General features: G+C 49.1%; 15 protein-coding genes. 9 read left to right on the top strand and 6 right to left on the bottom strand.

All coding sequences use genetic code 11. The features are described 5' to 3' along the window. The first annotated feature begins 11 nt into the window (after positions 1-11). Positions 12-2057, top strand: coding sequence for a beta-galactosidase (locus DWW13_RS08710; RefSeq protein WP_118719864.1), 2046 nt, complete (start codon positions 12-14; stop codon positions 2055-2057). Positions 2058-2124: 67 nt separating this feature from the next. Here DWW13_RS08710 and DWW13_RS08705 read toward each other — a convergent pair whose 3' ends face one another. Beyond that, complete coding sequence (locus DWW13_RS08705; protein ID WP_117801881.1) at positions 2125-2493, bottom strand: winged helix-turn-helix transcriptional regulator; 369 nt, start codon at positions 2491-2493, stop codon at positions 2125-2127. A 265-nt stretch (positions 2494-2758) separates the two neighbouring features. Between DWW13_RS08705 and DWW13_RS08700 the strand changes: the two genes are divergently transcribed. The 5 genes from DWW13_RS08700 (at position 2759) to DWW13_RS08680 (ending at position 5895) form a co-directional block, all read left to right on the top strand. Continuing rightward, positions 2759-3154 (top strand): pyridoxamine 5'-phosphate oxidase family protein, encoded by a 396-nt coding sequence (locus DWW13_RS08700; protein WP_117801882.1) that lies wholly within the window; start codon positions 2759-2761, stop codon positions 3152-3154. 46 nt (positions 3155-3200) lie between these two features. After that, complete coding sequence (locus DWW13_RS08695; RefSeq protein ID WP_118719862.1) at positions 3201-3812, top strand: pyridoxamine 5'-phosphate oxidase family protein; 612 nt, start codon at positions 3201-3203, stop codon at positions 3810-3812. A 79-nt stretch (positions 3813-3891) separates the two neighbouring features. Continuing rightward, the gene (locus tag DWW13_RS08690) at positions 3892-4674 is read left to right on the top strand and encodes a protein-ADP-ribose hydrolase (RefSeq protein WP_118601282.1); all 783 of its coding nucleotides are present in this window, start codon (positions 3892-3894) and stop codon (positions 4672-4674) included. Between the two features lie 52 nt (positions 4675-4726). Further along, a complete protein-coding gene (locus DWW13_RS08685; RefSeq protein ID WP_243026080.1) occupies positions 4727-5632 on the top strand; it encodes an SIR2 family NAD-dependent protein deacylase in 906 nt (301 codons plus the stop codon). A gap of 62 nt (positions 5633-5694) precedes the next feature. Next, positions 5695-5895, top strand: a complete 201-nt coding sequence (locus DWW13_RS08680) for a hypothetical protein (protein WP_118719860.1) — start codon at positions 5695-5697, stop codon at positions 5893-5895. 107 nt (positions 5896-6002) lie between these two features. Here the strand turns inward: DWW13_RS08680 and DWW13_RS08675 are convergent, their stop codons facing one another. From DWW13_RS08675 to DWW13_RS08665, 3 genes are all read right to left on the bottom strand, one after another. After that, positions 6003-6422 (bottom strand): MerR family transcriptional regulator, encoded by a 420-nt coding sequence (locus DWW13_RS08675; RefSeq protein WP_330421837.1) that lies wholly within the window; start codon positions 6420-6422, stop codon positions 6003-6005. 85 nt (positions 6423-6507) lie between these two features. Further along, positions 6508-8451, bottom strand: a complete 1944-nt coding sequence (locus DWW13_RS08670; RefSeq protein ID WP_118719858.1) for a bifunctional diguanylate cyclase/phosphodiesterase — start codon at positions 8449-8451, stop codon at positions 6508-6510. Between the two features lie 52 nt (positions 8452-8503). After that, positions 8504-8722 (bottom strand): FeoA family protein, encoded by a 219-nt coding sequence (locus DWW13_RS08665; protein ID WP_117510951.1) that lies wholly within the window; start codon positions 8720-8722, stop codon positions 8504-8506. Between the two features lie 226 nt (positions 8723-8948). On the opposite strand from DWW13_RS08665, the gene DWW13_RS08660 reads away from it, so the two are divergent. Next, a complete protein-coding gene (locus tag DWW13_RS08660; RefSeq protein WP_118601279.1) occupies positions 8949-9422 on the top strand; it encodes a hypothetical protein in 474 nt (157 codons plus the stop codon). 127 nt (positions 9423-9549) lie between these two features. Here DWW13_RS08660 and DWW13_RS08655 read toward each other — a convergent pair whose 3' ends face one another. Together DWW13_RS08655 and DWW13_RS08650 are read right to left on the bottom strand one after the other, a co-directional pair. Continuing rightward, positions 9550-10707, bottom strand: coding sequence for a M20/M25/M40 family metallo-hydrolase (locus DWW13_RS08655; protein ID WP_055227862.1), 1158 nt, complete (start codon positions 10705-10707; stop codon positions 9550-9552). 23 nt (positions 10708-10730) lie between these two features. Continuing rightward, positions 10731-12017 (bottom strand): hypothetical protein, encoded by a 1287-nt coding sequence (locus DWW13_RS08650; RefSeq protein WP_118719856.1) that lies wholly within the window; start codon positions 12015-12017, stop codon positions 10731-10733. A 142-nt stretch (positions 12018-12159) separates the two neighbouring features. Between DWW13_RS08650 and DWW13_RS08645 the strand changes: the two genes are divergently transcribed. Both DWW13_RS08645 and DWW13_RS08640 read left to right on the top strand, forming a co-directional pair. Then, complete coding sequence (locus tag DWW13_RS08645) at positions 12160-13272, top strand: M20/M25/M40 family metallo-hydrolase (protein WP_055221225.1); 1113 nt, start codon at positions 12160-12162, stop codon at positions 13270-13272. Between the two features lie 95 nt (positions 13273-13367). Further along, positions 13368-14555, top strand: a complete 1188-nt coding sequence (locus DWW13_RS08640; RefSeq protein WP_118719854.1) for a hypothetical protein — start codon at positions 13368-13370, stop codon at positions 14553-14555. Positions 14556-14852 lie beyond the last annotated feature (297 nt).

The following is a 14852-nucleotide window of genomic DNA, read 5'->3' as shown; positions in this document are numbered from 1 at the left end:
AGGAGATTTTCATGAGACAGAATATAAATTTTGGAAAACTTCTGCATGGCGGAGATTACAATCCGGAACAATGGCTGGAATATCCGGAAATTCTGGAACAGGATCTTGCGTATTTCAAAAAAGCGAAAATAAATGAAGTTTCCCTCGGCATCTTTTCCTGGGCATTCCTGGAGCCGGAAGAAGGCGTGTTTGATCTGGAATGGCTCAAAAAAATGGTAGACCGTCTGTATGAAAATGGAATTTCTGTCATGATGGCTACACCGACAGCGGCAAGACCGCGCTGGATGGCACAGAAATATCCGGAAGTACTCCGCATGGATGCGATGCGGCAGAGAAATCTGTACGGAGAGCGTCATAACCATTGCTATACCTCGCCGGTGTACCGGGAAAAAACGAGAAAGATCAATACAAAACTGGCAGAAGCGTTCAAGGATCATCCAGGTGTCATTGCATGGCATATTTCGAATGAACTAGGCGGAGAGTGCCATTGTCCGCTCTGCCAGGAGGCATTTCGGAACTGGGTAAAACAAAAATATGGCAGTTTACAGGCCTTAAACCATGCATGGAACACGGCGTTCTGGAGTCATACATACCAGAGTTTTGATCAGGTGGAGAGTCCGTCGCCAAAAGGAGACGCATCGCTGCACGGACTGAATCTGGACTGGAAACGATTTGTAACAGATCAGACAGCCGATTTTGTGAAATGGGAGATCAGCGCGCTGCGGGATGCCGGTGCCAAACAGCCTACGACCATCAATATGATGTATGATTTCAAGGGACTGGATTATCACAAGTTTGCCGACATTGTTGATTTTGTTTCCTGGGACAATTATCCGACCTGGCACAAAGAAGCGGAAGCAGTTACGGCAGCAGATACGGCGATGCAGCATGATATCATGCGCGGTATCCAGAAAAAGCCGTTTTATCTGATGGAGAGCTGTCCGTCCGCAACAAACTGGCAGCCGGTCAGCAAACTGAAAAAGCCGGGCATGCTGCATGCCGCATCCATGCAGGCCGTGGCGCACGGATCAGACAGCGTCCTGTATTTCCAGATGCGCCAGAGCCGTGGAGCTTCCGAAAAGTTTCATGGAGCGGTGATAGACCATTATGGAGGAGATGACACCCGTGTATTCCGGGAAGTGACAAAGGTAGGAGAAACCCTGGCGCAGATGCAGGAACTTTCCGGTGCCATCTGCAGTCCGAAAGTGGCTGTGATTTATGACACCGAAAACCGGTGGGCACTGGAAGATGCGGCAGGGCCACGGAATCAGGGCCTGTTTTACAAAGAAACCGTGGAAAAATCATACCGCGCCTTCCGCAGACTCGGCCTGGATGTTGATGTCATCGATGAAACGCAGGGTCTTTCGGACTATCAGATCGTGGCAGCGCCTGTGGTTTATCTGCAGCGGGAAGGATGGGTGGAAAAAGTACGGCAGTTTGTGGCCGGAGGCGGCACTTTCCTGGCAACGTACTGGTCCGGAATTGTAGATGAGACGGATCTTTGTTTCCTTGGCGGAACGCCGCACGGACTGCTGGATGTAATGGGACTTCGGAGCATGGAGATTGACGGCCTGTACGATGGGGAATGGAACGAAGGAGTTCCGGTCCCGCAAAACCGTCTGCATCTGACCCGGACGTACCGGTGCAGCAATCTCTGTGAACTGGTGAAACCATCGACAGCAGAAGTGCTGATGACTTATGGAAAAGATTTTTATGCAGGAATGCCTGCACTGACAGAAAACCAGTATGGCGCAGGAAAAGCATATCAGATCTGTGCCGGTTTTGAACAGGGTCTGTACGATGAGCTCTGCGGAAAACTGGCAGAAGAAGCAGGTGTCACATCGGTGGTGAAAGAGATTCCGGATGGCGTGGAGGTTACAACGCGCGAAAAGAATGGAATCCGGTATGTGTTCGTACAGAACTTTAATCGGAATGCCGTGGAAATCAAACTTCCGGTCGAACAGTATCCGGTGTGGAACGGACAGTATGATGGAACAATCGGAAGCTGGGAAACAGTGGTGCTGAAAGAAAACAGTCCGAATTTCCGGGAAAAATAGAAAATAAAAATGTCTCAAAACAAAAGACTGGTTTTGAGACATTTTTTTTGCAAAAAACAAACGAATATCAGGCGGTTTCGGATTCTTCGGCGGAGAGTTTTTTCTTATAATTTTCTCCCCAGCTCCACATGGCATCCATGATTGGCTGTAGGCTGTAGCCCAGGTCGGTGAGGGTATATTCTACCCGCGGCGGAACTTCTGCATAAACTTTACGGCTGACGAGCCCGCTCTGTTCCATCTGACGGAGCTGGCTCGTCAGAACCTTCTGGGAAACGTGACCGATGGATTTTTTTAGTTCGCCAAAACGTTTGGTGCCCGGCATCAGATCACGGAGAATCAGGACTTTCCATTTATCACTGATTAAGGTTAAGGTAGTCTCTACCGGGCAGGCCGGGAGATCGGCTAAAGATATTGCGTTTTTTTCAGAAACTGACATAAAAAACCTCCATTTCATAAAGATTTTCTTGTAAAAGTAAGCACGGAAAACCTTGTATTTACACAATAGTTTCCTTTTGGTAACTACAGCATAATATTGTGCTTACTTTACGTTAAGACGCTTTGGGCTTATTATAAAGCCATCGAAAGAAAAAAGCAATCCTTTCGAGAAAAAAGGTCTGGAGCGCATTCGAAAAAGGCCGAAACCAAATCATAAGAAACAAGCTCAAAAACAAAATCAAAAAACGAAAATGGAGGACATCATCATGAGTAAAGTAGTAGAATTCTTAAAAGAAAACCCAGTACAGTATTTAGCAACTGTAGGACGCGATGGAAAAGCAAAATGCCGTCCGTTTATGTTTATTGGCGAAATGGAAGGAAAACTGTGGTTTTGTACCAACAACACAAAAGATGTTTATAAAGATATGCTGGCAAATCCGGAAATTGAAATTTCCACTTCCAGCCCATCCTATGCATGGATCCGTCTGAACGGAAAAGCTGTATTTGAAAACAATATGGCTGCAAAAGAAATGTGCATGGGAAATCCGATTGTAAAAGGCCAGTACCAAACCGCTGACAACCCGATTTTCGAGGTATTCTATCTGAACAATGCACACGGTGTAATCGCAGACTTTTCCGGAAACCCGCCGTACGAGTTTTAATCTGTCGCTATGAATTTGAAGTAAAAAGAGAAAGGAATCTGCCGCTATGGAGAGAAATGATTATCTGAAGATGTTAGTAGAGGAGATGCACTCAACCACGATGGCGACGATCGGTGCAGACGGTCATCCACAGACCCGTGTGATCGATATGATGCTGTGGGACAAGAAAGGAGTGTATTTTCTGACGGCAAAAGGAAAAGCCTTTTATGCACAGCTCATGGAGCAGGGCTATGTGGCAATTTCTGCGACGAAAGATAAAAAAGCAGTCTCTCTCCGCGGCAGAATCCAGAACATCCACAGTGAAAAGCTGGATGAAATTTTCGGAAAAAATCCATACATGCAGAAAATTTATCCCGGCGATACACGCGCGGCACTTGAGGTGTTCTGCGTGTACGAGGCCGAGGGAGAATACTTCGACATCAGCGATCCGTCGCATATCGTGCGGGACACGATCCTGATCGGCGGCGCAGAGCAGTCGATGGCTGGGTACGAGGTGGGAAACGAATGCATTGGCTGCAAGCTCTGTTTTTCAGTCTGTCCGCAGAAATGCATCGACATCACCCGCATCCCGGCCGTCATCGACCAGCACCAGTGCCTGCACTGCGGCCGATGCGCGGAGACGTGTCCGAGAGGAACGATTCGCAAAAGAGGGCAGTAGTCCCCTTATTTTAGCTACAGATTTTATGGGAATAGTGATAAGATAAAGTCTATAGAAACGATGGAAATGAGGGAATAACATGAACCAGAGTGAACGAAGAAATTTTCTGATCCAGTCATTGCTGGAAGAGAGCCGGGAGTACCGCGGAATGCAGATTCCGTCTGACAGCACCGGGCAGAGACAGCTTCTGCGGGGGCTGATGAATGTGCGCATGGTGAAAAAGAGCAGTGCAGAATTTCTGAACATTCAGGATGCGTATCTGCAGGAGGAGACGGCAAAAAAGGGCGTGACGAATGTCGACGACCTTACGCCGGTGCAGCAGGGGCTGTATCTCTGGCAGGGCGATATCACCGCGCTCCGGTGCGATGCGATTGTGAATGCGGCGAACAGCGGGATGACTGGCTGTTACGTGCCGAATCACCGGTGCATTGACAACTGCATCCATACGTTTGCGGGTGTGCAGCTTCGGCTGTACTGCGAGGAGATGATGGAAGCGCAGGGCCATGCGGAGCCGACGGGGCAGGCGAAAATCACGCCGGCGTATAATCTGCCGTGCCGCTATGTGCTCCACACGGTTGGACCGATTGTGGGCGGCCATCTGACGGAAACACACTGCCGGCAGCTGGCGGACTGCTATCGGTCGTGCCTGTCACTTGCGGCGGAGAACGGACTGAAAAGCGTGGCGTTCTGCTGCATTTCCACTGGAGAATTTCATTTTCCGAACGAGAAAGCAGCGGAGATTGCCGTTGCGACGGTGAAAGAGTTTCTGGCGCAGAAAGAGACGAGCGTGGAGAAGGTCATTTTCAACGTGTTCAAGGACCGCGACCGGGAGATTTATGAGGAGCTGCTGGGAGAAAAGTAATCGCTGAAGAATGGGGAACAAAAGCAGAAAGAAAAGAAGAGGTGAATTTGTGATGTTTGAAAGTTGGAAAGAAAGAGAATTTGAAAAAAAGATGGAGCGTTTTCGCACCGCACTGCAGGAAAAAAACACGATTTTAATAGGAGCCGGGGCTGGGCTTTCGACATCGGCCGGATTTACCTACAGCGGTGAGCGGTTCCGGAAATATTTTGCAGATTTTGAACAGAAATACGGTTTCCACGATATGTATTCTGGCGGCTTCTACCCTTACGATACGCTGGAAGAATACTGGGCGTACTGGAGCAGATACATTTACATCAACCGTTATCAGGACGCGCCAAAACCGGTTTACCAGAAACTGCTCAGCCTGATGAAAAATAAGAGCTATTTTGTCATCACCACAAATGTAGACCACTGCTTCCAGAAAGCCGGATTTGATAAAAACCGTTTGTTTTACACGCAGGGAGATTACGGCCTGTTTCAGTGCTCTGAGCCGTGCTGCAAGGAAAAGTATGACAATGAAGAAATCATTCGAAAGATGCTGCTTGCCCAGGGGTATCAGATCCCGGAAGACGGAAGCCTTGTTCCGCCGGAGAACGGAAACCTGAGCATGCGGATCCCATCCGAACTGGTGCCGTACTGCCCACACTGCGGAAAACCGATGAGCATGAATCTGCGCGCGGATGACACGTTTGTGGAAGATAAAGGCTGGCATGAGGCATCCAGCCGACGCATCGATTTCCTGCTTCGTCACAACAGAGGCCATATCCTGTATCTGGAACTCGGCGTGGGATACAACACGCCGGGAATCATCAAATATCCATTTTTCAGCATGACAGCAGAAGATAAAGATAATCTTTATGTCTGCATCAACACCAGCGATATGCGTGTCCCGGATCTGATCCGTGACAGAGCGGTGTGCATTAAAGGGGATATTGGGGAAGTGCTGGATCGGATCTGAGACGGAAAAACATATAATATTCGAGAAAATTAATCACGTCACTTACGTGACGAGATGATGACATGATTGACGAGATAAATTCAACAGAGTTACATACCTGCCTGCTGGAAATCACATTGCTGCCGCTGACACATTACTGGCATTTCTGGTACGGCCCGCTGGATGCAGCCATCTACGGATCCTTTATCCTGGGAGCAAAAATCCTGTGGCACATCGTCGATTTCGGACAGAGTATGCGGACCGCAGCCGAAGTAAATGAATAGCTCCACAGACGACGCATGGAGACGGTGGAGGAAAGAAGAGAAAAAATGAGAAAACGGCACTGATCTGTAAAAAGATCGGCGCCGTTTTTTGCATAGGATAGGAAGGACTACTGTGCCTTCTGTGCAATCTCTTCATCGGAAATCAGATTGCTGTGATATTCGATTTTTCCCGACAGGACATCATCGTAAAAATTCTGTTTCCAGTCGATATAATCGATGGCTTTCTGCAGTTTTTCCATCGATGCGAGCAGCGCTTCTTTTTTTACCGCGAGAATTTCTTTACGCTCCGGAATGGAGGATGGACCTTCGAGGCAGTAGGCGAGATATTCTTTCATTTCCGCCAGCGTCATGCCGCAGCGCTTCAGGCAGCCGAGGCTCTGGATCCATTTGATGTCGCGGTCGTCGAAAACGCGGTAATTGTGGCTGTCGCGTTTTACGTTCGGGACGAGGCCTTCTTTGCAGTAAAATTTCAGGGTTTCATACGACATGCCTGTCTGAACGCAGGCTTCTTTCATGGAATACATCATGCATACCTCCCAACAAAGTTGATAACAGAATTGAATCGGTAGTAACTACCGGGCAAGATAACCATAGTATAGAATTCGGACTTTGTCAAGCGATCAGCTCTTCAAATTTTTTCTGTTCCATCGGTTTATAATAATAGAATCCCTGCAGCTCGTCGCATCCTTCGGCGATCAGAAAATCTACCATCTCTTTCGTTTCCACACCCTCGCAGACAATCCATTTGTCTGTGCGTTTTAAAAGATGGAACATCTCTTCCAGCACAATTTTTCCTTTTTCGGAGAGGCCCGCCGAGAGGAAATGTTTGTCAATTTTAACTTCATCAAACAGAATATCCTTCAGCGAATTTAAGGACGAATATCCAGACCCAAAATCGTCCATGGAAATGCGGATATTCCGGTCGTGGAAAAAGCGGATCATCTGGTTGACGGCATCAATGTTATGAATGTACGTTGTCTCTGTGATCTCAAAAACCAGGTACTTCGAAGGAATCTGATAATGATCGAGCAGCTGTGTGATCCGCTGTGTGAATGTATCGATCTTGCGGAAATGAACCGGCGACACATTCAGCGAGAGCGGCAGCAGCGGAAGTCCGTTTTCCCGGCGGTCAGCGAGCCACTGGAAAGCAGCATTATACACATAATAGTCGAGCGACTCAATCTCTCCGGTCTCCTCCAGAATCGGCAGGAAGCTGTCCGGGAACCAGAGCGTGCCGTCCTCGCGCAGCCAGCGTACCAGCACCTCGGCGCTTGCAATTTCCTGCATTTTTCCGCTGATTTTCGGCTGGAAATAAATCTGAAATTCTTTTTTCGCAAGGGCATTCTGGAAGGAATGAATGGTCTCCGCGCGCTTCTGTTCCGTGCTGGAAAGCTCGGCGTTGTATTCGAAGACGCAGGTGGAAGTTTCCTTCGCACGCCGCCGCGCAATGTTGGCATGAGAGATGACTTCCTCCGCTGGTGTGTCCGTGTCATTCAGATAATAGACGCCAGTGTTCAGCGTCATGTAATTCAGCGGGTACGATTCCAGCACTTCGCGGATCGCCTGCTTGTGATAGGCGGAAATCTTTTCCCGCACCACGGCCGGATCCTGCCCGGTGATATCGATAATGCCGACAAAGATATCGGAGTGATAGCGGTTCACAAAGAGTGTCTGCGGAAAGAGTTCCAGCTTTTTCAGGATGAAATTCAGAATGTTCGTACCCATCTCATAACCCCAGTAATCGTTGATCAGATGAAAATTGTCGACATCCGTCATCAGAAAGGCGTACTGCTTTTCTTCGCTTCTGTTATTGAGAAGCGTAAAAATTTTTTCTTTTAAAGAATCCGTGGAAATGCTCTCAGCAAGCATACTGCGGCGGGCGGCGAGAGGTCCGTTTTTCTGGAGCTGTTTTTTATACCGCTTGTCCTGGTACATTTTTTCGTCCGCCATTTGCAGCAGATCCATGATCAGATAATAATGATTTTTGCAGCTCAGCTCATATCCGACGGCATAGCTCAGCGGGTGATCCGCCGTCTGGTTGTAGGTGTCGATCATCGTCTGCAGCTGAAGATTCATCTGCTCCAGCTGGTTCCAGGTTGCATGATTCTGCACAATGACAAATTCATCACCGCCGAACCGCGCCAGAAAGCTGTCCTCGGTCAGAATGCGGGTCAGATAGGAGGCGAAGGTCTGGATAAAGACGTCGCCTTCTTCGTGGCCGTACGTGTCGTTGATCATCTTTAAATTGTTCATATCAAACATCATCACGCCGACATCGAGTGTATCGTCTGCGTTCTGAAGCTGGAGGAGCTTTTCTTCCAGCGACTTTTTATCGTGCACGCCGGCGACATCAAAGCCGGAGCGGCGGATCAGGCTTTTCAGATAATCGGTAAGCGTCAGTGCAGAGGCGCAGCCGAGCAGCGTAAGGATAATCAGAAGCGCAAAGGCGCGATGATCCAGCCCACGCTTGAAATGCAGAAGCAGCGATGTCAGAAAGACGACATAGAATGCGATCTGCAGATAGCACAGTTTGATGATTTTTTTGTTCTTTTCCATAATACTCCATACTTTCTAAATGTGTATGCAAAAAGTGAACCCTGCCATCGGTTCAGCTGGCATACACAATAATTTTCTTGGCCAGACTCTTATCCAGCCCGATTTTACTGCCCTTCACCATGACGAGATAATAACCGTGAAGCTCCGACAGAATCGAAATCCTGGCCCCGGGAACAAACCCAAGCGACTCCAGATAATGACGCTGCTTTTCCTGGCCGCAGATTTTATTGATGGCGTAAAACTGATTGAAAACGGTTAAATTTAAAGGCATGCAGGACCTCCTTTATTGCGAGAGTGCATCAAGTTAGAATTGCCTAACGGATAGTATAGCATAACATATTTGGAACAAAATGGAAAACTTTTTTTTTGAGAAATTTTTTCAAAAAAGCTTTTATGGGGACGGACGTATTTTAACGTTTCTTATTTTGGGGAAATCATGTATAATGGAAATGAAACATCAGTGACAAACTATGACATGGGAAAAGGAAGAGAAAACAATGAAACATAGAATAAAAATCTTGCTGCTTGCAGTTCTGATCGCAGCGCTCTGCAACTGTATGCTGATGATCGGGATGACCAAAACGAAAGAGAAGAATACCATTCCAAAAGATGCAAGCCTGATCTGCGAAGAAACCGTATCGCCGAACAAGGACTATATTACGGATGAAAAAGACCTGGTAAATTATACCGTGCGCGTCTATCAGGAAAAAAACAACGACATCATCGTCTATGCGGAATCCAATTCGCCGCTGTTCGATGAAGCACAGTACATCGTAATATGCGACCACGCCATCACCGCCGACGATGTCCATATCAAATGGACCACCCTCATGGGCAGCACCGAAGCGAGCGAGAAAGATGAGATCGGACTGGCACACGTTTCGTTCTCAAAAGACGGGGAAGTGTTCAGCGAAAAGACGATCAGCTTTGTGGCGAAAGCGGTGAATGCGGTTACGGATGTGATTGGGTAAAGAAAATAAGATAATAAAAAAGAAACGAGCAACTCCCTCGGCTCACGATGAGCTTACCGGACAAAAAACCCGTTTCTTTTTTTATGCTAAAATGACTTTCCTGTTTTGTCAAGAACCGCATAGCATTTTACATCGCCAAAATCGTGGCCACCAGTTTCTTGCACTGCACGAGCAGTGAGGACGGAATCGCATACTCATCAAGTGAATGTGCGCCTGCGCCCTGGATACCGAGGCTGCAGAGGGCGGGGATTCCGATGCGGGTGACGAAGGAGGTGTCGGAGCAACCGCTCTGCTGGATGCCCTGCGGGATTGGTTCGCCGAGGAGTTTACAGCTTTCCTGATAGAGGGAGAGGAGGCGGTCGGCACCGTCGACCATTTCCATGGCGGGGTAGTAGCCGTTCTGTTCCATGGTGCAGCTTGTGCCAGGAACGGTAACGTGTTCGCAGAGATTTTTTAAGAAAGCGATGGCTTCTTCATACTGCGCATTTGCCGCGTATCGGATACCGATGGAAAACTCACAGGAATCCGGGATGACATTGGCTCCGGTTCCGCCTGAAATACGGCCGCAGTTGAAGGAAAGATAGCCGAACACCGAGCGGCTCTCAATCTCTGTAATCATGCGCGCCGCCTGCAGAATCGCACTCGCGCCTTTCTGCGGCTCCTTTCCTGCATGAGCCGCTTTGCCCTTTACTTTCACGCGAATGATCGCGCCGCCGTTTCTTCTCGTAGTCACTTCGCCGCTGGTGTAGCCCGATTCCAGATTAAAAGCCGCCTCACAGCCGCTGGCATACTGCTCGACAAGCTTTCCGGCCTCGCCGTGGGAAAATGCATGGGCGACTTCCTCATCACCGGTGAGCACCAGTTTGATCTGTCTGTCCTCATACCCGACCGCATTCAGTGCGCGGAGCACAAACAGCGCGATCACATCGCCGCCCTTCATGTCATAAACGCCTGGACCGTACACGCGGTCATCCTTCACAAGAAACGGTTCCGGGCCGAACTTTCCAACCGCATGAACTGTATCCATATGCCCAAGCAGAAGAATCGGCTTCTTTTCCTGCGGCCGGGTCCACGCGGCAAACGTCGGGCCAGCCTTCTCAAAGTGATGAATCTGACGCTCCATGCCGAGCGCATCACAGTACGTATCGAGATGCGCCGCAATCCGCTCATTCGCCTCGCGATCAGCCGAAGGTGTTTCAATGGAGACAAGATTTTTCAGCAGCTCCATCATACTGTGTTCGTTTTTCTCGAGATAGGCAAATGCCTGTTCCGTTCTTTTATCCATAAACATTCTCCATTTCTTATGTTTTATAAAGTGATTTTCATAATCCGTGCCGGCCGTCCCCTGCCGCCGCTGATTTTGCCGATCGTGGTCACACAGTTTTCCTGTTCCAGCCGCAGAATCAGCCGGTTGGCGCTCCGCTCCGTGATCCCCATATCTGCAGCGAGCTGTGCGGAAGTGATTACCTGATCATGTGACCGCAGAATCTCTTTCAGTTTTTCATACGTACTGCTGCTGATGTGAAGCCGGTGCAGAAGATACGCCGTGTGATCGGTCGGGTCATCGATCTTAATTTCGGTAAACTGATGCTCATCCTCCGCAATATAGTTCGCGCCGGAGCGGTCCGCGATCGAGTGGTTGAGCGCCATTGCCGCGCGGGATTTCGCCTCCATGGGAGTATCACCGTAGCCGATGCCGATCCACAGCCGGTTGTGCGGCGTCTGCTGTCCGTGAAACAGAATCTTCTGATATTCCCCGTTCTGAATAAATTCCCGCATCAGAACCGGACGGGATGACATGATATAAAAAATAGAAGCGCCCTCGGAGAACGCAGCAGCCCCCATGCGGTGGGCGGCAGAGTAGATCAGCTCGCGCATCTCATTCTGATAATGAACCTTCTCCCATTCCCGGAGCGAAAGATCCGTCTCCTGATCAAAGGAATAATCAAAATAGATCTGCACGGAAGCACTCTGCCCGCGGTTCTTCTGCGCCGTATTTTCCAGAAACTGAAGATGATAAACCTGTTCCAGAATTACATCCTCGGAAACCGAGATGCGGATGCAGGGAATGCCTTCTGCCGACAGTGCCTCATACGTTTTTTCCATGTTGGTAAAGCAGATTTTTGCCCCGTTGTGAAAATAGTTGTAACGGTGAAAATCCGTGAGGGCATCCTGAAAATCGCCCTGATCGGGAGAAGAGCCGTGTGCCACAAGGACGCGGCCATTGGAAATGCCGATCTCTTCCAGCGTTTCCTGCACAAGCTGTTCCTCATACATATCGATACTGATGACATCCGGCACGCAGGAATAACGGACAGCAGATTCCGCCAGCGCTTTTAAGATGGAAGCCTGATTGTGCGGAAGAAAGGTCCAGGGAACGTTTGGCTCCAGCCGCTTTAAAGCATAGTGATAGTTGGTCGGCCCAGTAAAAATAATGCCGGATACTTTCCATTTCTGAAACTGGGCAGCCGCTTCCAGACCGTACCGGTAATCGTTGGAACGCCGGTAGACCACTTCAAGGTCCGGCATGCGCTTCTCCAGCGTTTTCTGAATCCTGTCGCAGATATGGTCAGAACCTGTTACGCCGATTTTCATATATAAAATTCCTTTCCGAGAATTAAAGACATAAAAATGAATTATGGCATAATTTTACACCTATTAAGGACGAAAGGCAAATGGTAAGATGTAGAAGAATTGTTTTTGAAAATTTTTTTCAAGAATGGAGAGTGGAAAAGAAATGAAAAATCAACGTATGTTAGATGAACTGACCGAATTGATGCGGATTGATGTGTCGAGCGGTCAGGAGACGGAGATTGCAGAGCATCTGGTGAAAAAACTGGAGCAGATGGGATTTGCGATTACGCGGGATGAGGCCGGGGCTACGTTTGGCGGCGTGTGCGGCAATATTCTGGCGGTTCGGGAAGGAGAGCGGGACGGTGTTGTCTGTTTCTGTTCCCATATGGACCGTGTGCCGGGCGGCATTGGAATCAAACCGGTGGAGGAGGATGGAATCCTTCGTTCTTCGGGCGACACGATTCTGGCGGCGGATGATCTGTCCGGTGTGGCAGCCATTTTAGAGGGCGTGCGTCAGGCGATTGAATCCGGGAAGGCGCTTCCGAAACTGGAGATCCTCTTTACGGTCGGCGAGGAGGCCGGTCTGTACGGTGCGAAAGCATTCGATGTAAGCCTGCTGACATCAAAAACGATGTATGTGCTCGACTCCCCGGGACGCATCGGCCGAATTGTAAATGGTGCGCCGGGCCGTGCCCTTCTGGAAGCACAGGTTTTCGGCAAGGCAGCCCATGCGGGAAATGAGCCGGAGAAAGGCATTGATGCGGCAAAAATTATGGCGGAAATGCTCGCAACGATGGAGACGGGAAGACTGGATGAAAATACAACGTCGAACTTTTCTCACCTCTGGTCCAAAACATGCGAGGCAATGAACGTTGTCTGCGACCACGCAATCCTGCGCGGAGAGATGCGGAGCCGGTCGGGAGAAAAACTCGACCGCTATGAAGCGTATTTCCAGTCGCACTGCCGTGAAATCGCAGAAAAGCGCGGTGCGCGTGTGGAATTTAAAAGAGAAAACACCTTCCTGCCGTTCTTCATCCCGGAGGATTCCGAGATGATTCAGATCGTCACGGAATCCCTGAAAGAGATGGGAATCGAACCGCAGATCAACGGCGGAGGCGGCGGTATGGACGGCAATATTTTCAATCAGAAGGGAATCACCTGTGTCGGTATCGCAACAGGATATTTCAAGAATCATTCGACCGAAGAATATCTGCATCTCGATGACTTCTATCATGCCGGAGAGCTTGTGGCGCGGATAATTGGAAGGATTGCATAAATATGCAAAATATAAAATAAAAACTGGATAAAACTTGCAAAATAAAAGAAAATTATGTATAATTTCAAATTAAAAAGAGCAAGGGAGAAAAAGAAATGGCTGAGATTTTAACGAACAACGCAATGTTCTCCAGCTTCATGATTGTTCTGATCGTGTTTGCACTCGGCGACATTGTCGGTAAAATTACAAAAGGAAAGCTGTCCGGAATGATGGTCGTCATGCTCCTGTTCCTGGTAGGCTTTCTGACGAAACTGATCCCGGCGGACATCATCGATCAGGGAGGCCTTACGGCGTTATCAAAACTGGCAATTGCGATGGTACTGTTCAACATGGGTACTACCCTGAACGTGAAACAGCTGATCGAGGAGTGGAGAACCGTATTAATGGCGGCACTCTGTATGCTGGCGTCCTGCCTTGTGATGCTTCTGGCATCCCCGATCATCGGATTTGACACTGTGCTCGTCGGCATGCCGGTTATCAACGGTGCGGCAATGGCGACTTCGCTGATGGCAAGCGCCGCAGCAGAAAAAGGGCTGGCAACGGCAGCAGCACTCTGTGCAGTCATCTATTCCGTACAGAAATTCGTCGGTGCGCCGATCGCATCTGCGATGGGTATCCGCTATGGAAAGAAACTGCTGAAAGCGTACCGCGAGAATCCGACACAGTTCCAAAAGCAGGAGACCGGAAAGGGTGCTTCCGCAAAAGTTTTCTTTGCAGACAAACATAAAGAATGGTATTCTGCCAACGTCATGATGGCACTCGTGGCAGCCGGTTCCTGGGTTGCCCATATTCTTGGCGATCTGACCCCGATCAACTACAGCATCTGGGCTCTGCTTCTCGGCGTTGTCTGTGTTGCTTCAGGACTCGTTCCGATGAAACCGCTGCAGAAATCGAACTCCTACGGCCTCATGATGATTGCTGTCTTCGGTTCCATCATCCCGTCCCTGGCGAAAGTTTCCTTAAGCGATCTCGGCACCATGGCATTCCAGACAATCGTTCTGTTCGCCGCAGCGCTGATCGGTGTTGCACTGGTTGGCTGGGTTCTTCCGACCTGGAAACTCGTGGGCGACAAAGACCTGGCAGTCGGCATCGGTGTCGAGCAGTTCCTCGGATTCCCGAGCAACGTAGTCATCTGCCGCGAGGTCGGCGATGCAGTCGGAGAGACACCGGAGGAGAAAGCGTTTATCGAAGATACGCTGAATGTGCCGTATGTCGTGGGAGGAATTACGGTTATCACCGTTCTTTCGACGATGCTGGCTGGATTTGTCATTAACATGCTGTAAAATTCGACAAAAATACGAAAGTTAAAATGACCTTGATGCAGAGGAACGATCCCCTGCGCAAGGTCATTTTTTGATTTACAGGAAATTTCGTTGAATTTTCCTGTAAATTAAAAAGCCCTCCGGGCAGGATTCTTTCTTGTGCTTCCATGCCGGGCAGCAGGCCGGAACTGGAGAGAAAGATGGAGAGACAATTGACTTTACGGGAAAAGGAAAAAATATCCCCCCACCCGGCTTGTGAGAGCCTGAAATATCAAATATAATGAACGAACAGTACATGGATCAGGCGCGCAGATCATG

This window comes from Blautia sp. AF14-40 (assembly GCF_003479665.1).
GTDB classification, from domain to species: domain Bacteria; phylum Bacillota; class Clostridia; order Lachnospirales; family Lachnospiraceae; genus Fusicatenibacter; species Fusicatenibacter saccharivorans.
The sequence above is the reverse complement of the archived record's forward strand: the minus strand, read 5'-3'. Positions and strand labels throughout refer to the sequence as shown.